This is a genomic window from Pseudomonas capeferrum (assembly GCF_000731675.1).
GTDB classification, from domain to species: domain Bacteria; phylum Pseudomonadota; class Gammaproteobacteria; order Pseudomonadales; family Pseudomonadaceae; genus Aquipseudomonas; species Aquipseudomonas capeferrum.
Map to the genome: position 1 here is coordinate 1,042,140 of NZ_JMIT01000002.1, position 19,257 is coordinate 1,061,396.

The 19,257-nt window shown below is 63.3% G+C and carries 22 protein-coding genes and 1 tRNA gene; 9 read left to right on the forward strand and 14 right to left on the reverse strand.

The window, feature by feature from the left end:
- Positions 1–78: 78 nt before the first annotated feature.
- Both PC358_RS27930 and PC358_RS17220 read right to left on the reverse strand, forming a co-directional pair.
- Positions 79–222 (reverse strand): hypothetical protein, encoded by a 144-nt coding sequence (locus PC358_RS27930; protein ID WP_167334465.1) that lies wholly within the window; start codon positions 220–222, stop codon positions 79–81.
- Positions 223–360: 138 nt separating this feature from the next.
- Complete coding sequence (locus PC358_RS17220) at positions 361–1,575, reverse strand: MFS transporter (RefSeq protein WP_033701358.1); 1,215 nt, start codon at positions 1,573–1,575, stop codon at positions 361–363.
- A 192-nt stretch (positions 1,576–1,767) separates the two neighbouring features.
- Here PC358_RS17220 and PC358_RS17225 point away from each other — a divergent pair, with 192 nt between their 5' ends.
- Positions 1,768–2,691, forward strand: coding sequence for a FecR family protein (locus PC358_RS17225; RefSeq protein ID WP_033701359.1), 924 nt, complete (start codon positions 1,768–1,770; stop codon positions 2,689–2,691).
- A 95-nt stretch (positions 2,692–2,786) separates the two neighbouring features.
- Positions 2,787–2,863, forward strand: a tRNA-Met gene (locus PC358_RS17230).
- Positions 2,864–2,979: 116 nt separating this feature from the next.
- Here PC358_RS17230 and PC358_RS17235 read toward each other — a convergent pair.
- Positions 2,980–3,597 carry a LysE family translocator gene (locus tag PC358_RS17235; protein ID WP_033701361.1) on the reverse strand — a complete coding sequence of 206 codons (618 nt, stop codon included), beginning with the start codon at positions 3,595–3,597 and terminating at the stop codon, positions 2,980–2,982.
- Between the two features lie 120 nt (positions 3,598–3,717).
- Between PC358_RS17235 and PC358_RS17240 the strand changes: the two genes are divergently transcribed.
- Positions 3,718–4,635 (forward strand): LysR substrate-binding domain-containing protein, encoded by a 918-nt coding sequence (locus PC358_RS17240; protein ID WP_033701362.1) that lies wholly within the window; start codon positions 3,718–3,720, stop codon positions 4,633–4,635.
- Here the strand turns inward: PC358_RS17240 and PC358_RS17245 are convergent.
- The 4 genes from PC358_RS17245 to PC358_RS17260 form a co-directional block, all read right to left on the reverse strand.
- On the reverse strand, positions 4,575–5,159 hold the full coding sequence (locus PC358_RS17245; RefSeq protein WP_077068631.1) for a D-Ala-D-Ala carboxypeptidase family metallohydrolase: 585 nt from the start codon (positions 5,157–5,159) through the stop codon (positions 4,575–4,577). The two genes, PC358_RS17240 and PC358_RS17245, sit on opposite strands and share 61 nt — an antisense overlap.
- A gap of 75 nt (positions 5,160–5,234) precedes the next feature.
- Positions 5,235–5,873 carry a carbonate dehydratase gene (can, locus tag PC358_RS17250; RefSeq protein WP_033701363.1) on the reverse strand — a complete coding sequence of 213 codons (639 nt, stop codon included), beginning with the start codon at positions 5,871–5,873 and terminating at the stop codon, positions 5,235–5,237.
- 51 nt (positions 5,874–5,924) lie between these two features.
- Complete coding sequence (gene rimI, locus PC358_RS17255; RefSeq protein WP_033701364.1) at positions 5,925–6,380, reverse strand: ribosomal protein S18-alanine N-acetyltransferase; 456 nt, start codon at positions 6,378–6,380, stop codon at positions 5,925–5,927.
- The gene (locus PC358_RS17260) at positions 6,377–7,162 is read right to left on the reverse strand and encodes a hypothetical protein (protein ID WP_033701365.1); all 786 of its coding nucleotides are present in this window, start codon (positions 7,160–7,162) and stop codon (positions 6,377–6,379) included. The genes rimI and PC358_RS17260 overlap by 4 nt, the downstream gene beginning before the upstream one ends.
- Positions 7,163–7,398: 236 nt before the next feature.
- Between PC358_RS17260 and mksB the strand changes: the two genes are divergently transcribed.
- The 3 genes from mksB to mksF are packed head-to-tail and all read left to right on the forward strand — an operon-like array spanning position 7,399 to position 12,213.
- On the forward strand, positions 7,399–8,688 hold the full coding sequence (gene mksB / locus PC358_RS17265) for an Mks condensin complex protein MksB (RefSeq protein ID WP_033701367.1): 1,290 nt from the start codon (positions 7,399–7,401) through the stop codon (positions 8,686–8,688).
- Positions 8,678–9,385: an Mks condensin complex protein MksE gene (gene mksE, locus PC358_RS17270; RefSeq protein WP_033701368.1), complete on the forward strand. Its 708-nt coding sequence runs from the start codon at positions 8,678–8,680 to the stop codon at positions 9,383–9,385. The genes mksB and mksE overlap by 11 nt, the downstream gene beginning before the upstream one ends.
- A complete protein-coding gene (mksF, locus tag PC358_RS17275; RefSeq protein WP_033701369.1) occupies positions 9,382–12,213 on the forward strand; it encodes an Mks condensin complex protein MksF in 2,832 nt (943 codons plus the stop codon). The genes mksE and mksF overlap by 4 nt, the downstream gene beginning before the upstream one ends.
- A 151-nt stretch (positions 12,214–12,364) precedes the next feature.
- Here mksF and PC358_RS17280 read toward each other — a convergent pair whose 3' ends face one another.
- The 5 genes from PC358_RS17280 to rplU all read right to left on the reverse strand — a co-directional run bounded on the left by PC358_RS17280 (position 12,365) and on the right by rplU (position 16,052).
- Positions 12,365–12,826 carry a CreA family protein gene (locus PC358_RS17280; RefSeq protein ID WP_033701370.1) on the reverse strand — a complete coding sequence of 154 codons (462 nt, stop codon included), beginning with the start codon at positions 12,824–12,826 and terminating at the stop codon, positions 12,365–12,367.
- Positions 12,823–13,941, reverse strand: a complete 1,119-nt coding sequence (gene proB / locus PC358_RS17285; RefSeq protein ID WP_033701371.1) for a glutamate 5-kinase — start codon at positions 13,939–13,941, stop codon at positions 12,823–12,825. The genes PC358_RS17280 and proB overlap by 4 nt, the downstream gene beginning before the upstream one ends.
- 85 nt (positions 13,942–14,026) lie before the next feature.
- Entirely contained in the window at positions 14,027–15,253 is a 1,227-nt protein-coding gene (gene cgtA, locus PC358_RS17290; protein ID WP_033701372.1) for an Obg family GTPase CgtA, read from the reverse strand.
- A gap of 188 nt (positions 15,254–15,441) precedes the next feature.
- Entirely contained in the window at positions 15,442–15,699 is a 258-nt protein-coding gene (gene rpmA, locus PC358_RS17295; protein ID WP_008092023.1) for a 50S ribosomal protein L27, read from the reverse strand.
- A gap of 38 nt (positions 15,700–15,737) precedes the next feature.
- Entirely contained in the window at positions 15,738–16,052 is a 315-nt protein-coding gene (rplU, locus tag PC358_RS17300) for a 50S ribosomal protein L21 (protein ID WP_003247466.1), read from the reverse strand.
- A 245-nt stretch (positions 16,053–16,297) separates the two neighbouring features.
- Here rplU and PC358_RS17305 point away from each other — a divergent pair, with 245 nt between their 5' ends.
- The 3 genes from PC358_RS17305 to PC358_RS17315 all read left to right on the forward strand — a co-directional run bounded on the left by PC358_RS17305 (position 16,298) and on the right by PC358_RS17315 (position 18,158).
- Positions 16,298–17,266 carry a polyprenyl synthetase family protein gene (locus PC358_RS17305; protein ID WP_033701373.1) on the forward strand — a complete coding sequence of 323 codons (969 nt, stop codon included), beginning with the start codon at positions 16,298–16,300 and terminating at the stop codon, positions 17,264–17,266.
- A 153-nt stretch (positions 17,267–17,419) separates the two neighbouring features.
- Complete coding sequence (locus PC358_RS17310) at positions 17,420–17,761, forward strand: zinc ribbon domain-containing protein YjdM (protein WP_033701376.1); 342 nt, start codon at positions 17,420–17,422, stop codon at positions 17,759–17,761.
- A gap of 151 nt (positions 17,762–17,912) precedes the next feature.
- The gene (locus PC358_RS17315; RefSeq protein ID WP_003256316.1) at positions 17,913–18,158 is read left to right on the forward strand and encodes a PA4570 family protein; all 246 of its coding nucleotides are present in this window, start codon (positions 17,913–17,915) and stop codon (positions 18,156–18,158) included.
- Between the two features lie 26 nt (positions 18,159–18,184).
- On the opposite strand, the gene PC358_RS17320 is transcribed toward PC358_RS17315, so the two are convergent.
- Positions 18,185–18,802 (reverse strand): BamJ family beta-barrel-assembly machinery protein, encoded by a 618-nt coding sequence (locus PC358_RS17320; RefSeq protein WP_033701378.1) that lies wholly within the window; start codon positions 18,800–18,802, stop codon positions 18,185–18,187.
- Positions 18,803–18,887: 85 nt separating this feature from the next.
- Complete coding sequence (locus PC358_RS17325; RefSeq protein WP_033701379.1) at positions 18,888–19,193, reverse strand: DUF6482 family protein; 306 nt, start codon at positions 19,191–19,193, stop codon at positions 18,888–18,890.
- Between the last annotated feature and the right edge of the window lie 64 nt (positions 19,194–19,257).

Here is a 19,257-nt window from a genome sequence, read left to right on the forward strand (position 1 = left end):
TTACCACTCCTTGCAAACCGAAAAGACGAGCAAACACGAGCGCGCACGCCAGGGCGGCGGACGACGCAAAAGCGCAGATCAGTTCAGGGCAAGGTGTGGCGAGAAGGTGAAGGCAAACAGCACGCTGCGCCGACGCTTGAGCACCGTGTCACTCGGCCACGCACGACGCAGTGCCTGCAGTGCAGGCTGGCGAGCATTTGGCAGGGACGGGTTACGGCGCATTGCTTTGACTACGCAGGTTGGAGAAAAGAGGCGGCACTCTAGGCCAAGCCAGGTGGAATCGTCAATCCAAGGGCCGCTCGCAATCCCTGTAGGAGCGGCCTTGCGTCGCGATGGGCTGCGCAGCAGCCCCCAAACGCCTCAGCGCTTACGAGTACTAGGCAAAAACACCGCCAACAACCCGAACAACGGCAGGAACGAGCACACCCCATACACATACTCGATACCGCGCAGGTCCGCGACATAGCCAAGCAGCGCGGCGCCAATCCCACCGAAGCCGAACATCAAACCGAAGAAGATCCCGGCAATCATGCCCACGCTGCCCGGCACCAGTTCCTGTGCATACACCACAATGGCGGAAAACGCCGATGCCAGGATGAAGCCGATCACCACGCTCAGCACCGTGGTCCAGAACAGGTCGGCATACGGCAGCGCGAGGGTGAAGGGGGTGACCCCCAGGATGGAGAACCAGATCACCGCCTTGCGCCCGATACGGTCACCGATCGGCCCGCCAAAGAACGTACCCGCCGCCACCGCGCCCAGGAACAGGAACAGGTGCAATTGCGAGCTGGCCACCGAAACGTCGAACTTCTCGATCAGGTAGAAAGTGAAGTAGCTGGTGAAGCTGGCCATGTAGAAGTACTTCGAGAACACCAGCAGGCCCAGCACGATCAGCGCCGCGATCACCCGCTTGCGCGAGATGCCATGGGTAGCCTGCACGGCCTTGCGCGCCTTGGCCTGGTTCAGGTGCTCCTTGTACCAGCCCCGCAGCATCAGGGTCACGGCGAAGAAGAACAGCCCCGCCAGGCCGAACCAGGCGACGTGCGTCTGCCCGAACGGGATGACGATGGCCGCCGCCAACAGCGGCCCAAGCGCCGAGCCGGTGTTACCGCCCACCTGGAAGGTCGACTGGGCCAGGCCAAAGCGCCCACCCGAGGCCAACCGTGCAATGCGCGAGGTCTCTGGGTGGAAGGTGGACGAGCCGATGCCGACCAGCGCCGAGGCCAGCAGGATCATCGGGAAACTGCCGACAAAGGCCAGCATGACGATGCCCACCAGTGTGCACAAGGTGCCCAGCGGCAGCAGGTTCGGCGCAGGCCGACGGTCGGTAAAGAAGCCCACCCAAGGCTGCAGCAGCGAGGCAGTGATCTGGAAGGTCAGGGTGATCATGCCGATCTGGGCGAAGCTCAGGTCGTAGTTGGCTTTGAGCATCGGGTAGATGGCCGGCAGCACCGACTGGATCAGGTCATTGATCAGGTGCGCCAGGGCGCAGAAACCGATGATGCGCATCACCAGGGGGTTGGCAGGGTTCGCCGCTGCGCTGGTGGAAGCCGTGGAGGTGCTACTGGTGGCCATGTGCCTGAATCTCCGTCCGCAGATTTGGGATCCGATTATCAGGAAACAAATAGATACATAGCTACCTTTTTTATCCCTCCGTCGAGACGTACTTGTAAATGGTTCTCAATATATTTAGCATCCTCGACTCATTCCCCTGTCATCGTTGGGCGAAACGGCCCCTATCGTGAGCAGACCGATCCCATGAGCCCGATGCCCGCCAAGCAATTCCAGCCCGACCCGCAGCAGGAAGCCCTGGAGTGGTTCTCCCGTTTGCGTCAGCCCGGGTGTGACGAAGGCGAACGCCAGGTGTTTGCCGCCTGGTGCCAAGTGCCGCAAAACGCCCAGGCTTACGCTGAGCTGGAAACCTTCTGGCAACAGCTGCAACCCGCACCGGCTCGCCCGCAACCCCGGCAGCTAACGGCGCGCCGCAGCCACCTGGGCAAATGGCTGGCGCTGGTGTTTCTACTGGTGATGGGCACCTTGGCCTACCTGTACTGGCCGCTGATGCAACGCCTGGGCAGCGAAATGCACACCGACGTTGGCGAACGCCGCAGCCTGCGCCTGGCCGACGGCTCGACCGTGCACCTGGACAGCGCCAGCGCGATGAACGTCGACCTGCGCGGGCGTACCCGCCAGTTGCACCTGGTACAAGGCCAGGTGTACCTCGAGGTACTGCTCGATGGCCGCGCCATGGAAGTGGACGTGGGCGATGCGCGCATCCAGGTATTCGGTACCCGCCTGCAAATTGCCCGCTTTGCCGACCACAACGAACTGGTGGTGCTCAGTGGCAAGGCGATGGTGGTCCAGGGTGGCGAACAGCGCCTGGTCTCTGCCGGCGAACGGGTGACATTCGATGCCACACGGATCGACCCTGTACAAAAAGCCGACATGAAGACCGCCGACAGTTGGCGCAACGGCCGCCTGCGAGCCACCGACATGCCGCTGGGGCAGGTGTTGGAGCGCCTGGCGGGGTACCAGGGGCAACGCCTGTGGATGCTCGACGAGCAGGCCGCCCATCGACGCGTGAGCGGCGACTTCAGCCTCGACCGCCCTGCCGAAAGCCTTGCCGCACTGGCCAGCACCCAGCAATTGCAGCTGCAGGGCGTGCTCGACCACTGGCTGATCGTGCGCTGAGGCCGGCCCTGGCGGCTAAGTTTTTGAAAGCGTGCAAATTTTTTTTGAAATGAGTGTTGACAGAGGGGCATCACAAGGGAATAATGCGCGCCATTGGCTACATAGCTCAGTTGGTTAGAGCATAGCATTCATAATGCTGGGGTCCGGGGTTCAAGTCCCTGTGTAGCCACCAAACATGATAAAGGGCTTACCGAAAGGTAAGCCCTTTTTCTTTGCCTGCGAAAAAGCACAGCCTGAGCTGTTTGGGTGCGGCCTATATGGCCAGCACCCCAACTTGCAATCGTCACATCAACGCACACCTGTGACTGCCACCGCCAGGCCCAGGCCGATCAATGCCAGCCCGATCACCCGGTCCACCAGCCGCTGTCGCTCGATCATCGCCTTACGCAACGCCGTGCTGGAGAAAAACACGGCCACCAGACTGAACCACAGCCAGTGGGCAAAAGACATGAACGCGCCGTAGGCGAAGTCCAGTGCCAACGGGCTGCCCGGCTGCACCACTTGTGTGTAGGCGCTGATGACGAAGAGCATGGTCTTGGGGTTCAAGGCATTGGTGAGAAAGCCGGTGCGCAGCGCGGCCGCAAGGCTGGCGCCAGTGTGCCGGTCGATACCGTCCAGGCTGATGCGCGCGGTGTTGGTCAGCGATTTGTAGCCCAGGTAGACCAGGTAACCCGCGCCCACCACCTTCATGCACAGGAACAGCGTCGGGCTCTGGCTGATGATCACCGCAATGCCCAGTACGGTGTACAGCACATGCACCTGTACGCCCAATGCAATCCCCACCGCAGCCGCCAGCCCGGCCTTGCGGCCCTGTGCATAACTGCTGCGGGTGACCATGGCGAAGTCGGCGCCAGGGCTGATGACGGCGAGGACGGTGAACAGGGCTACAGCGATGAGTTCAGTCATTGGCGGGTCTCGATAGGCGATGAAAATGCACAGACGCGCCGATTATCCTGGGCTTATTAACTGGGAAAAATCGATTTATAGTGGCGGTTATCCGCTAGTTTTTCTCACAGACAGCACAACATGAAACTGCCGCCCCTCAACGCTTTCCGCTACTTCGACATCGCCGCCGAAACCGAAAGCTTCGTGCGCGCCGCCGAGCGCCTGCACGTCACCCATGGCGCGGTCAGCCGTCAGGTACGCCTGCTCGAAGAAAGCCTTGGCGTCGAATTGTTCGAGCGCCGCAACCGGGCCATTTTCCTCACTGCCGCCGGCCGCGCCCTGCAGGGCACCACCCAGGCCATGTTCGAACAGCTCGAAGGCGCCGTGCAGCGCCTGCAACAGCAGGCCAGCGACAATGTGCTGGTACTCTCCTGCGAGCCCACCATCGCCATGCGCTGGCTGATCCCGCGCCTGCCCCGCTTCAACGCCGCCCACCCCGACCTGCAGCTGCATCTGGTAGCCGCCGGTGGGCCAGTGGACTTTACACGCAGCGGCGTCGACCTGGCGCTGCGCCGCGATGACTTCCATTGGGACCGCCAACTCCATCACCGCAAGATCTGCGACGAATGGATCGGCCCGGTGTGCCGCCCCGGCGCCGTCACCAGCCTGTATGGTCAACGCCTGCTGCACAGCCGCACGCGGCCCAGCGCCTGGCCCACCTGGCTGCGCCTGAGCACGCAACGGGCCAGGCACACCGAGCGCAGCGACTATGAGCACTTCTACCTGTCGATCCAGGCCGCCAGTGCGGGCCTGGGCCTGGCCATGGGCTCAGCGCTGATGGTGCGCGACGAGCTCGACAGCGACCAACTGCAGGCCCCCTTCGGCTTCTTGCGCGACGGCTCTGCGTATCACCTGCTCAGCCCGCAGCCGCTGGACGATGGCGGCAAGCGCCAGCGTTTTGCCGAGTGGGTGATCAGCGAATGCCAAGCCTGCCTGGCTCACCTGGGCCTGGCGCAGAACGACGAGCCCGCACTGCCATCGCCACCCCAGGTGCGATAGCCGGCGGTGTCGATATGGATGCGACCTGACGGATAACGGCCCAGGCCCATGTTCCAGGCCTGGCCGTGTTGTTGCCAGAAACTGCACAGTGGGTTGGGGTCGGCCCAGGCCGGCAACAGGATATCAACGGCGAATGCGCGGGTATGGGCGCTACCCACGGCACCGCCCGCACATCGGTTGAGGCTGGGGTCGCGGTAGGCCGAGACCACTTCGAACTGGCGCAGGATGCCCTGGTCGTCGAGGGTGTTGAGCAATGCCAGCGTCGAGCGCACCGCAGGCCATTGGCTGGCAGGTGGCACGGCGAAGGGGGATGCCCGGCACAGCTTCCAGTCAGAGGCCGAGCGAAGCAGTTGATGGATCGGCACCACCCCATACAGCCGGGCATCCACCAGCATTTCGCGGAAGGGGCGTGTTTGATGATCGCCGGCCCATTGGGCGAACATCCACAGGTCACGGTCATCGGCGTGCGCGACACTAACCACCCACATGCCCATCGCCATCAGCAGCCACTTCGCGCCTGTCATCCCCACTCCCCTGCTCAACGAGATCGAACACCCTGTTTCAAGTTATGTAAGCAGAAACGCAGGGCAACACACCGCCTACTCCAACGCCCGCAACCGATACTGCGGTGGCAGTTGGGCAAAGCCGCTGATGGTGGTGTCCAGGCTTTTCCAACGCCCGTCCTTGATGCCATAGATGCAACCATGCACCGACAGCTCCTGCCCGCGATGCCAGGCGTTCTGCACGATGCTGGTGTGGGCCACGTTGGCGACCTGCTGGATGACGTTCAGCTCGCACAGGCGATCGACCTGCGCCTCTTCAGTTTCCAGCTTGGCCAGTTCGCCGCGCTTTTCGTAGTACAGGTCGCGGATCGAACGCAGCCAGCCGTCGATCAGGCCGAGCTGGCGGTCCTGCATGGCAGCGCGCACGCCGCCGCAACCGTAGTGGCCGGTGACCAGGATGTGTTTGACCTTGAGCACTTCGACGGCGTACTGGATCACCGACAGGCAGTTCAGGTCGGTGTGCAGCACCACGTTGGCGACATTGCGGTGGACGAACAGGTCGCCAGGCAGCATGCCGACGATTTCATTGGCCGGCACGCGGGCGTCGGAGCAACCGATCCAGAGGAACTCGGGGGTTTGCTGACGGGCCAGTTTGGCGAAGAAATCGGGGTCACGCTGGGTGATGGCATCGGCCCAGCGTGCATTGTTGTCGATCAGTTCCTGCAGGTCGTGCATGGTCTTGCCTCATCAGGTTGTACCTGTGTGACAAGGCCTGCACTCGAGGGGTCACTCCTCGAACAGGGTGCAGGCCATCACCAGGGCATCTTCACGGCCGCCGGCCATCGGGTAGTAGTCACGGCGGCGGCCGATTTCGTTGAACCCGTAGCGCTCGTACAACCGATAGGCCGACTGGTTGCTGGCGCGCACTTCCAGGAAGCACTCGCGGCCATTGAGCTGGTAGGCCCGCGCCATCAGGTGCTCAAGCAGACGCAGGCCCAGGCCGAAACCTTGGTTCTCGGGTTTGACGGTAATGTTGAGCAGGTGCGCCTCGTCGATGATCACATTGATCACGCCATGGCCGACCTGCTGCTGGCCGTCGAACATCAGCCACACTTCGTAGGACTTGAGCGCATCCATAAAGATTCCGCGGGTCCAGGGATGGCTGAACGCGGCATATTCGATCTTAAGCACGGCATCCAGATCCGCCTCGGTCATCGGGCGGAAACTGATCGAGTCACTCATTCAACGCTCTTCCAGCGCGCCATCAGCTGGCGCATGGCTTGCCAGACGTCCGCCTTGCGCTGCGGCTCGTCCATCAACAGTTCAAGGCCCGGCAAGGCCCAGGCATCGCCCAGGCCCTCAAGCTTCAGTGTTTGGTAGTAAGTGTGCGCGTCGGTATTGCCGGCAAAGCGCAGCGCGGGCAGGCCGATCAACCACAAGCAGGTGCAGGGTGCCTCTTCCAGGCGGGCCTGGATGAACCCCTGGACGAAATCGCGTGCAGCGTCCGGGCCTTGGTCCATGTTGCCGCGCACCAGCAGCGGCCAGCGCACCGGCTCACCGATGATCTGTGGGGCGTCGGGCAGGCCGGCGGCGCGCAGCATGTCCTTGAGCAACAAGTAGGACGGGTCGCGGCTCTGGAACGGCTGGCCGGTGGCCAGTTCCACCAGCAGCAGGCAGTTGCCGGCGCGCAGCAGTTGCAACGAGAAGCGCGGTGGCGGCACCGGCACCGGGCGCGGTGCGGGGGCTGGTTCTTCTGCTTCGATGGGCTTGGCGGCAGGCTTGGGGGTGCTGCCTGGGCGCGGAATCTCGATTTTCGGGCGTTCGCCGCTGCGCGCCTGGGGGGCGGCAGGGGCTTCGTTGGCGGCGGGCGCTGGTTTGACGTCGAAGTCGAGGTCTTCGACCGGGGCCACCGGCAACAACAGTTCGGGGCGCGACGGTGCAGCGAACGGCAGTTCGGCGCGCGGCAGCCAGTGCACCACTTGCATGGCGGAAAGGTAGGCGCGGCGACGGGGTTCGGTCAGCACGAGGCGGGTATCCGGGGGGTTATATCAATCGGGCATTGTAACGCGTACGGCGGGGTTTTTGCAGCGCCTGGAAGACCGAGCGCCGCCCGGGCGGCGCTCGGTCTTCCAGGCGCCAAAGCCCTCCCGCCATACACACAAATAAACAAAGGCCATTTCTCATTACAGACCAAGGGGTGAAATCCTCCCCCCCGTATGCAGTACAATCGCCCCCTTTTTCTTGGCAACGAGTCGAAGCCATGATCGAACCCAAGCGCGTCCTGCGCGCCCTAGCCGAACACTGGGCCCTGATCGAGCCGCTGTGCGAACGTTTCGACCAGGGCACCCTGAGCCTGGTCGAACTGCGTCAGCATGTGGCCCGCCAGCAGGTCGAGAGTACCCCGCAGGACATCACCCAGCTGCTCGACGTGTGGATCCGCCTGGATATCCTGGTGCCGGTGGCCAAGAGCCCGAACCGCTTCGAGCTCAACGCCCAGATCCACGACTTCCTCGCCTACCTACGCCGCGAACACCGCTTGGGCCTGTGCCTGGAGATCGAAGCCTACCTGCGCCACCTGGAACGCCTTGCCGGGCACATCCAGGATGCCTTCGACAACCGCGACAGCGACGACCTGGCGCGCCAGTTGCGCCTGCTCGACATGCGCGTGCGCGATGTGCTGAAGAAGCTCGACAACGACGAGCAGGCGCTGGTGGCCGTGGCCGAGCGGGCCAAGACCAGCAACCGCCAGATCCCGCTGCGCCAGCGCTACGCTGAAGTCCTCGCAACCTGGGACGAGTACGTCGAGCCGATGATCCAGCTGGTCAACGCCGACGGCGCCTTCGAACAGGGCGTGCGCAAGGTCGAAACCGTGCTGCTGCGCCTGCTGGGCGAGCAGGCGCGCCTGGGCCACCTGGTCGACGACGACATGCTGCTGCGTACCCACGCGCGCATCCTGGAAATGCAGACCAGCGCCCAGCTGACCCTGCGCCACGCCCGCGAACTGCTGCTGCCACTGCGCGAAGAAGCGCGCCGGCACAACGCCGTGACCCGTGGCGCCGCCCTGGCGCTGTCGGTGATCCGCCGCAAGGGCATCGATGCCGTGCCGCAAGCGGCCATGCCGATGTTCACCCGGCCGCAGAGCACCTTCCTCGGCAGCGCCAGCCAGGTCGAGGCCTATGTCTACGCTTTGGCCCGCTTCGAGCCCAAGCCTGCGCGCTTCCCCAAGGCGCACAAGACCGACAAAGACCCGTTGCCGCGCGCGCCACGCACGGTCAAGGAAATGCTCGAACGCTGCGAGCAGGCCCTGCCGCTGCCCGACCTGATGGTCTGGCTACTGGAGCAGGAGCCCGACGGCGCCACCGACGAACTGCTGTACTGGTTCTCGCGCCTGTCGCGCGAGAAGCGCTTCCAGCGCGAGCGCCTCGAACGCCGCGACTACACCACCCACGAACACCTGGTCAGCCTGCGCTCGTTCGCCCTGACGTCCAGCCGTGAAGACGTCGCCAGAACGACTGCCGAATCCAACGCGAGCCCAGCCAATGCATCTTGATCTTTCCGAACTGTCCCAGCTCGCACCGATCTTCCGCGAGCTGTTCAAAGGTTTCCACGTCAGCCGCCGTGACCCCGAGCTGTACGCTCAGCTGTCGAACTTCCAGGACCAGTACCGCACCCTGTTCAAGGCCCTGGGCTTCGAATTGGTGTGCGACACCCGTGGTTTCTATTACTTCGTGCCCGAGCTTGCCGCCGCGCAGGTCAACAAGACCGCCCAGCGCCTGTCGCTGTTCACCTTCATCCTGGTCGAGCACCTGGCCGACCAGGGCCGCGACCCAATGGCCGTGCTCGACGGCGGCAGCATTGGCCGCGACGAACTGCCATCGCTGCTGGAAAAGTACCGCGACCTGTTCCTGCAGGCCGAAGTGCAAACCGTCGAAGAACTGGAAGAAAAAATCCTGCGGCGCATGACCCAGCTCGGCTTCGCCTTCGAGGAAGGCGGTATCTACCGCTTCCTGCCGCCGATGCATCGCTTCCTCGACGTCTGCCTGTCGGTGCAGCAGGACCGCGACCTGGCCGCCACCCTGCACAGCGACCTGCCTTTGCCGACCCCGGTACTGGCCGAGGAAGAAAGCCCGGAGCAACTCAACCGCACCGACGACCCGCTCGACCTGTCGCCATTCGAAGGCGACGAGAGCGAAGAGGACGCCCTGGCCCGGGCCATCCGCGAAGAGCAACAGGAGATTGACGCATGAGCCAGGAACGCTACGGCATCCGCCGCTTTGCTTTGCTCAACACCGCCGGCTACAGCCTTGGCCTGTTCCCGCTGGAGCACCCGCTGTCGGTGTACGGCGCCAACAACCTGGGTAAATCGGCCTCGATCAACGCCCTGCAGTTCCCGATCCTGGCGCGCATGTCCGACATGAGCTTCGGCAAGTACAGCCTGGAGCAGTCGCGTCGCTTCTACTTCGCCAGCGACACCTCGTACATCCTCTGCGAACTGAACCTGCCCCACGGCCCGCACGTGATCGGCGTGGTCGGCCGCGGCCCGGGCGGCGGTTTCGGCCACCAGTTCTTCGCCTACAAAGGCGAACTGGACCTGGCCCACTACCAGAAGAACGACACCTGCCTGCGTCAGAAAGAGCTGTTCACCAACCTCGAGCGCCTGGGCCTGAAGGCCTACGAGCTCAAGCCCGACGAGCTGCGTCGGCTGCTGGTCGGCGGCCACACCTCGGTGCCGCTGGACCTGACCATGATCCCGCTGCGCTCGACCAGCGAGCAAAGCCTGAAAACCTTCCGCGCGTTGTTCATCAACCTGCTGCACATGCGCGAGATCACCGCAGCCAAGCTCAAGCAGCTGTTCCTCGACGCCTTCGAGCACAGCCTGCGCTCGGGCAGCGTCGACTACATCGCGGCCTGTGAAGAAGCCTTCCGCGACGTGCGCCGCATGGAGCAGGACTACAACGCCCTGGTCGCCGCCGGCCCGCTGGTCGAAGCCCTCGCCGGTGGCGTTGCCCAGCGCGACATTCTGCGCGGCAAGCTGCACCGCCTCTCGCCCCTGCTCGACAACCTGCTGGGCACCTGGCAGGAATACGCCATGGCGCGCAAGGAAGAGCTGGTCATCCAGTCCGAGCACTACCGTGGCGAACAGGACCGGCTGCAGAACGACCAACGCGGAGGCACCCAAGAACTGATGCGGCTGGAGCGTGAGATCACCGGCATCCAGCGCTGGCTCGGCGAGCTGTCGGTGCTCAAGCGCCGCTTCGCCCTGGTCGATGACGTCAAGGTCCTGGAGCAGCAGTTGCTGGCCGCCAAGGATGCCCACGACGAACTGGCCGGCGCCCTGGCCCAGTCGCGGCAGTTCTCTGCCGAAGACCTGGACGAGCGCGTACGCGACCTGGAAAAACGCGTCAAGCAGGTCAAGCAGCAGCTCGACCACGCCGACAACAACAGCTATGCCCGCCTGCGCGAAGAGTTCTCGCAGCAGGACGTCGACCGCCTGATGCGCCTGTTCAACGGCGCGCTGTTCAGCCTGCCGCTGGGCGAGCGCGGCATCGAACTGGACGACAGCGACCTGTGGGTGAAGTCGCTGGAAGCGGTGCTCGATGGCTTCAAAGGCGAGCGCTTCGAGGCTCCGGGCCTTTCCATCGATATCTCGCACATCGACCCACCAGCCCTGCAGGCGCTGGCCGACCGCGCCGCCCTGCGCGACCAGAAGGACCGCCTGGAGCGCGAGCTCAAGCAGCTCAAGACCCAGCAGGCCGTGGCCGCCGACCGCTCCGCCTCCAAGGCGCAGACGGAAACCCTGTACCAGGCCGTACTGGATGCGCAGAAGGCGCTGGAAGACTTCCGTCGCAGCGAAACGCTGGCGGCCGAAGAACCCGAGAAACTGGAGCACTTGTCACAACTGGAAGCGGCCCAGGACGAGCTCAAACGCTCCAGCGATGCCTTCACCGAGCGCGTCCAGCAACTGTCGGCCAAGCTGCAACTGGTCGGCCGCCAGCTCGGCGACCTGGAGTCCAAGCAGCGCACCCTTGAAGACGCCCTGCGCCGCCGCCAGCTGCTGCCGGCCGACCTGCCTTACGGCACGCCGTTCATGGAAGCGGTCGACGACTCGATGGACAACCTGCTGCCGATGCTCAACGACTACCAGGACAGCTGGCAGGGCTTGCAGCGGGTGGACAACCAGATCGAGGCGCTGTACGCCCAGGTGCGCCTAAAGGGCGTGGCCAAGTTCGACAGCGAAGACGACATGGAGCGCCGCCTGCAACTGCTGGTCAACGCCTACGCGCACCGCACCGATGAGGCCCTGACCCTGGCCAAGGCGCGCCGCGCCGCAGTCACCGACATCGCCCGGACCCTGCGCAACATCCGTAGCGACTACGACAGCCTCGAGCACCAACTGGCGCTGTTCAACCGCGAGATCAACAAACGCCAGGTGTCCAACCTGCAGAGCTTCCGCGTGGTGCTGGCACCGAACAAGGAAGCGCTCAAGCACATCGACCAGATCATCCACAGCGCCGGCCAGTACGAGGAAGGCGAAACCCTGTCGGTGTTCGACCTGACGCAGAACTCCGACCAGGACCACAAGAACGAAGAGGCCAAGGAGTACCTGGCACGGCTGGTGGCGGCCAACCACAACCAGCTGGGCCTCAAGGACCTGTTCGAACTGGCCTTCGAGATCACCAAGGTCAATGGCCAGCCGGTGATCCACGCCGACATCGACGGCGCCGCGTCCAACGGCACCACCATGACCATCAAGGCGCTGACCAACATGTACTTGTTGCTGCACCTGATGGACCGTGACCTGGCCGGGCGCATTCGCCTGCCGTACTACCTCGACGAGGCGGCAGACATCGACGAACGCAACCAGGCGGCCTTGCTGGAAACCAGCCTGCAACTGGGCTTTGTGCCGATTCTGGCGAGTGTGAAGCCGCAGGTGTCGGCCAAGGTGGCGATCGACCTGGAAGGCGGTAGCGGGCCGAATGGTATCTACATCGATGAGGCGGACTGGAAGTTCATCAGCCGGCTGGATGAGGTGAAGGCCGACGTGCGTGAGGATCAGGCCGAAGAACTGGCCTGATTACTCTTCGATAGGGGCCGCTTTGCGGCCCAATCGCGGGGCAAGCCCGCTCCCACAACTACCCCGCCGCCTGTGATGACTGTGCTGAATTTGTGGGAGCGGGCTTGCCCCGCGAAAGGAGGCCAAAGGCCTCCCAACTTTCACCGGCCTATCAATGAGCCCAAGGCAAGATCGGAATCGCCGTCACCGCATTCTGCGGGCTGCCTTCGATCATGCGGTCGCTATACACCAGGTACACCAAGGTATTGCGCTTCTTGTCGAGGAAGCGCACCACCTGCATGGTCTTGAACACCAGCGAGGTGCGTTCCTTGAACACTTCTTCGCCGTCATTGAGCTCACCCTTGAAGTTGATCGGCCCCACCTGACGGCAGGCAATCGACGCCTCGGCACGGTCCTCAGCCAGGCCCAGGCCGCCCTTCATACCGCCCGTCTTGGCGCGCGACAGGTAGCACGTCACACCCTCGACCTTGGGGTCATCAAAAGCCTCGACCACAATGCGGTCGTTCGGCCCGAGGAACTTGAACACGGTCGACACCTGGCCAACCTCTTCCGCTGCGGCCAGCATCGGCAGTGCCAATGCCGCCACGGCAATCACCCGCTTGAACCTATTCATACCAGCACCAGGTTGTCGCGGTGCACCAGCTCCGGCTCGGCGCTGTAACCGAGCAGGGCCTCGATGGCATCGGACGACTGGCCGATGATTTTCTGCGCTTCGAGGGCGCTGTAGTTGGCCAGGCCGCGGGCCACTTCAAGGCCGTCCGGGCCGACGCAAACCACCATCTCGCCACGGCGGAAACTGCCCTGCACGGTCTTCACGCCAACCGGCAACAGGCTCTTGTTGGCCTGGCGCAGTGCCTGCACGGCGCCGGCGTCGAGCACCAGCGTGCCACGGGTTTGCAGGTGCCCGGCCAGCCACTGCTTGCGCGCAGCGAGCATGCCGCGTTCAGGCGACAGCAAGGTGCCCAGGCGCTCACCACCCTTGAGGCGATCAAGCACGCGCTCGATGCGGCCACCGATGATGATGGTATGCGCACCGGAACGTGCCGCCAGGCGTGCGGCGCGCAGCTTGGTCTGCATACCGCCACGGCCCAGCGCGCCACCGGTGCCACCGGCCACGGCGTCGAGCGCCGGGTCGTCGGCACGGGCTTCATAGATCAGTTGGGCTTCGGGGTTGTTGCGCGGGTCGGCGTCGAACATGCCGTCGCGGTCGGTGAGAATCACCAGCAGGTCGGCCTCCACCAGGTTGGCCACCAGCGCGGCCAAAGTGTCGTTGTCACCGAAGCGGATCTCGTCGGTGACCACGGTGTCGTTTTCGTTGATCACCGGCACCACGCCGAGGTCGACCAACGTGCGCAGGGTGCTGCGCGCGTTCAGGTAACGTTTGCGGTCGGACAGGTCGTCATGGGTCAGGAGGATCTGCGCGGTGTGCTTGCCGTGCTCGCCGAAGCTCGACTCCCAGGCCTGCACCAGGCGCATCTGGCCGATCGAAGCGGCGGCCTGCAGCTCGTTCATCGCGCTCGGTCGCGAGGTCCAGCCCAGCTGGCTCATGCCCGCTGCCACTGCCCCCGAAGAGACCAGCACCAACTCCACGCCTGCCTCACGCAGCGCGACCATCTGCTCGACCCAAACGGCCATTGCGCCGCGATCCAGGCCTTTGCCATCGGCGGTCAGCAGCGCACTGCCAATCTTCACGACCCAGCGCTTGGCGCCCGTCACCTTGCTTCGCATCTTCTTCCAACCTATGTCGAATCTGTAGATACAGTGGATACAAAAACGCCGCTCCAGAGAGCGGCGTTTAGTGTACTGCAACCGGTCAGTCGCGCACGTAAATGATTTCCGGGCCGTCTTCGTCGTCCTCGAAATCATCGTCCCAACCGTCATCGTCGCCGATGTCGTGGACGCTCTTGACGCCTGTGCGACGCAGGGTACGGGCGTCGTCCAGAGCCTGCAGCTGGGCGCGGGCTTCGTCTTCGATGCGCTGGTCGAGGTCGGCCAGCTCGGCGGCGAAGACCGGGTCGTTGGCCAGGCGGTCGGCGCGGTCTTCGAGGTAGCGCATCAGGTCGTGGCTGAGCTTGTCGGTGCCCTGCTTGGAGATGGCCGAGATCACGTAGACCGGGCCTTCCCACTGCAAGCGCTCGACCACTTCCTTGACCCGCTCGTCGCGCTCGTCGTCCATGACCATGTCAGACTTGTTCAGCACCAGCCAGCGCTCACGCTCGGCCAGCGACGGGCTGAAGCGGGTCAGCTCGTTGACGATCACTTCTGCGGCATCGGCCGGGCTGCTTTCGTCCAGCGGCGCCATGTCGACCAGGTGCAGCAGCACGCGGGTACGCGCCAGGTGCTTGAGGAAGCGGATACCCAGGCCGGCACCGTCGGATGCGCCTTCGATCAGGCCGGGGATGTCGGCAATGACGAAGCTCTTCCAGCGGTCGACGCTGACCACGCCCAGGTTCGGCACCAGAGTGGTGAACGGGTAGTCGGCGACTTTCGGCTTGGCAGCCGACACCGAACGGATGAAGGTGCTCTTGCCAGCGTTTGGCAGGCCGAGCAGGCCGACGTCGGCCAGGACCTTCATTTCCATTTTCAGGTCGCGCTGATCACCTGGCTTGCCCGGGGTGGTCTGACGCGGCGCACGGTTGGTGCTCGACTTGAAGCGGGTGTTGCCCAGGCCGTGCCAGCCGCCTTGGGCGACCATCAGCTTCTGGCCAGGGGTGATCAGGTCACCGATCACTTCCTGGGTGGTGGCGTCGATCACCGTGGTGCCGACCGGCACCCGCAGGAACAGGTCTTCACCCTTCTTGCCGGTGCAGTCGGTGCTGCCACCATTGGCGCCCCGCTGGGCCTCATGGTGACGGGTGTAGCGGTAGTCGACCAGGGTGTTGAGGTTTTCGTCGGCAACCATGTACACCGAACCGCCGTCACCACCGTCGCCGCCGTTAGGCCCACCGTTTTCGATGAATTTTTCGCGACGGAAGCTCATGCAACCGTTACCGCCGTCACCGGCTTTGACTCGAATCGATACTTCGTCAACAAACTTCATTAAAACCGCCCCTCGTCTTCCGACGAGCTGAATACTTAAAAAACCTGAGGCTCTTGCAAAAATGAGCGCGGCGGCCCCGTACGACCGTAGAAACCCACGCCGGCAGCCCATACAAACAGCTTTGCAAGAGGCTCACCACAAACGAAAAAGCCCCGTCGCATGACGGGGCTTCTGGAGCGACGTCGCGATTAGGCTGCGACGATGCTCACGTAACGGCGGTTGAACTCGCCTTTCTTCTCGAACTTGATCACGCCTTCGATCTTGGCGAACAGGGTGTGATCCTTGCCCATGCCAACGCCGTAGCCGGCGTGGAACTGGGTGCCGCGCTGACGGACGATGATGTTGCCGGCCTTGACGACCTGGCTGCCATACATCTTCACGCCAAGGCGTTTCGATTCTGAGTCGCGACCGTTACGGGTACTACCACCAGCCTTCTTGTGAGCCATGGTTCAATTCTCCAAATAAATTCAGGGGATCTAGGGGATTAAGCCTGGATGCCGGTGATTTTGATCTCGGTGAACCACTGGCGGTGGCCCATACGCTTCATGTGGTGCTTACGACGACGGAACTTGATGATGCGGACTTTATCGTGACGGCCTTGCGAAACGACTTCAGCAACAACTTTAGCGCCGGCGACGACTGGAGCGCCGATGGTGACTTCTTCACCGTTGGCAACCAGCAGAACGCGATCGAAAGTCACGGATTCGCCAGTGGCGACTTCCAGTTTTTCGATCTTGAGGAATTCACCTTCAGCGACTTTGTACTGCTTGCCGCCGGTAACGATTACTGCGTAAGACATGGGTATTTCTCCGATAATCCTGCTCACCCAGCGCTTTATATGATGAGTATTGGCTGGCATGGCTGCATGGGGCTGGAACGGCCCGGTGCAATTGCGTAAGGCAGGTGCTGCCCAGGAAGTTAGGGTGCGCGATTGTACGCAACCCCGGTTTTGCTTGCAAGTACCGCCCCCGTGGCGCTGGCACCGCGCCTTGACACACCGGGACCCGCGACCTAGCATGCCGCGCAACGTCAATGGAGCAGCCGATGCAACCCCAAACCTTCTACCGCGCGGTGGCTGATGATTTCAGCGCCGTCGACGAGATCATCAAGAAGCAGCTGACCTCGCGCGTGCCGCTGGTATCGAAGATCGGCGACTATATCACGTCGGCCGGTGGCAAGCGCCTGCGTCCCCTGCTGGTCCTGCTGTGTGGCAAGGCCCTGGGCCGCGAAGGCGACGACCTGCGCCTGCTGGCAGCGACCATCGAGTTCCTGCACACCGCCACCTTGCTGCACGACGACGTGGTCGACATGTCCGGCATGCGCCGCGGCCGTTCCACCGCCAATGCACTGTGGGGCAACGCACCGAGCGTGCTGGTGGGCGACTTCCTTTATTCGCGCTCGTTCGAAATGATGGTCGAACTGGGTTCGATGCCGGTCATGCAGATCCTCTCCAAGGCCACCCGCGTCATCGCCGAGGGTGAAGTGCTGCAGCTGTCGCGCGTGCGCGATGCCAGCACCACGGAAGAGGTGTACATGGAGGTCATCCGCGGCAAGACCGCCATGCTGTTCGAGGCCTCGACCCACAGCGCCGCCGCGCTGGCCGGCGCCAGCGACGCGCAGCGCGAAGCCCTGCGCACCTTCGGCGACCACCTGGGTGTGGCCTTCCAGCTGGTCGACGACCTGCTGGACTACAAGGGCGACTCGCAGACCCTGGGCAAGAACGTCGGTGACGACCTGGCCGAGGGCAAGCCGACCCTGCCGCTGATCTACACCATGCGCGAAGGCACGCCTGAACAGGCTGCGCTGGTGCGCCAGGCGATCCAGAAGGGTGGCCTTGAAGACCTCGAGCAGATCCGTGCAGCGGTCGAAGCCTCGGGCGCGCTTGACTACACCGCGCAGATGGCCCGTGACTACGTGAAGCGGGCCATCGAGTGCCTGGAAGTGCTGCCGGCCAGTGAATATCGCGATGCGTTGATCGAGCTGAGCGAGTTTGCGGTAGCGCGTACGCACTAACATCGCGCCACCTTCATCGCGGGCAAGCCCGCTCCTACAGGTCCATGTAGGAGCGGGCTTGCCCGCGATGCTTTTGCAAGGACAAAACACTTCACAGAGAAAACCTTATACAATATGGGTCTTTTCAACCGCCTGTCTGTTTAAGGAACCGAAGTGAGCACTTTGCCGCCCTGCCCCAAATGCAATTCCGAATACACCTACGAGGATGGCACCCAGCTGATCTGCCCCGAGTGCGCGCACGAGTGGTCGGCCAACGGCGAAGCCGATGCCGCCAGCGATGACGTGGTGAAAAAGGATTCGGTCGGCAATGTGCTGCAGGACGGCGACACCGTCACCGTCATCAAGGACCTCAAGGTCAAGGGCTCGTCCCTGGTGGTCAAGGTCGGCACCAAGGTCAAGAACATCCGCCTGTGCGACGGCGACCACGACATCGATTGCAAGATCGACGGCATCGGCGCCATGAAGCTGAAGTCCGAGTTCGTGCGCAAGGTCTGACCCTCGGGTGCGACGGGGCTACCTTTCTGGTGGCCCTGACAGATCCTGCAACAGGGTCACTGCACCATTCGGCAAAAATACGCCAATAGACCCTTGCTATTTTGATAATAAGAATTATTCTCATTGGAACTGCTATCCAAGGAGAATAGCCATGACCTATCTGATCGACGCCTGGCTGGACCGCCCTCACCCTTACCTGCGCATCTTGCATCGCGAGACCGGCGAAGTGTGCGCGGTGCTTGAAGAAGAAGCCCTTGATGAACTGCGCGACCAGGGCGACCTGGACATGAGCGGGCTGAATTCGAGTGAGCCTGGGGTGCTCAAGGAGCTGGTGCGGAATTTGTTTCTGTTCTGCTATGCGCGGGCGTTGCGCCCTGGGGGGACGGATTGGAACTGAGGCCGGCTAAGCCGGCCCCATAGGCATTACAGAACGTCGAGCAGCTCGACGTCGAACACCAGTACGCTGTGCGGCGGGATGCTGCCAACGCCTTGGGCGCCGTAGGCCAGCTCGCTCGGCACGTACAGGCGCCATTTGCTGCCAGCGTTCATCAGCTGCAGGGCTTCGGTCCAGCCAGCGATCACGCCGCCTACCGGGAATTCAGCCGGCTGGCCACGCTCGTAGGAGCTGTCGAACACGGTGCCATCGATCAGGGTGCCGTGGTAGTGGGTGCGCACGTTGCTTTCGCGGGTCGGCTTGGCGCCTTCACCTGCGGTCAGCACTTCGAACTGCAGGCCCGAAGCCAGGGTGGTGATGCCTTCGCGCTTGGCGTTTTCGGCCAGGAATTCCTTGCCGGCACCAGCCGCTGCTTCAGCCTTGGCAGCTGCCTCGGCTTGCATGATGTCGCGGATGACCTTGAAGCTGGCCGACAGGTCGGCTTCGCTGACGCGGCTGTCGGCGCCGTTGAAGGCGTCGGTCAGGCCGGCCAGGATGGCGTCCAGGCTGACGCCTGGTGGCGGGTTGTCACGCAGTTGGCCACCCAGCTGACGGCCGATGCCGTAGCTGACGCGGGTTTCGTCGGTAGACAGGTTGAGTTCGGACATTGTCGTGCTCCACTGCAGGGCGCAGTGAAGCCGCGCCCTTGATGAAAAGGGCGAGCAGCCTAGCACACTGGGGCGCCTGGAGCAGCTACCAGGCCGAACGCTGGGAAATCGGTACTTTCAGGTCTTCTTCGGGGTGCGTGCCCATGCCGCACATTTCGTCCTGCACTGACCAGTGCAACAGGTTCAGTGACAGCAATGGAAGGGCTTTGAGCAGGTCACGCGCTTCTTCCACGGAGTGCACGCGCAAGCGTTGCCCGCGGCTGTCGGAAAGCGGATGCGCACGGCCCTTGACCCGGGCCTCAAGCAGGTAATCACCACCTTCGATGGCGATCAGGTTGAGTTCGTCGACATGGCCAACCCTGGCCTCGGTATTGAGCTGATGCAGGTTCATGAGAGCACCTCGCAGCGGGAACCGCATGAGTGCTCATTTTTTGTACAGGGCCAGGGAATACACA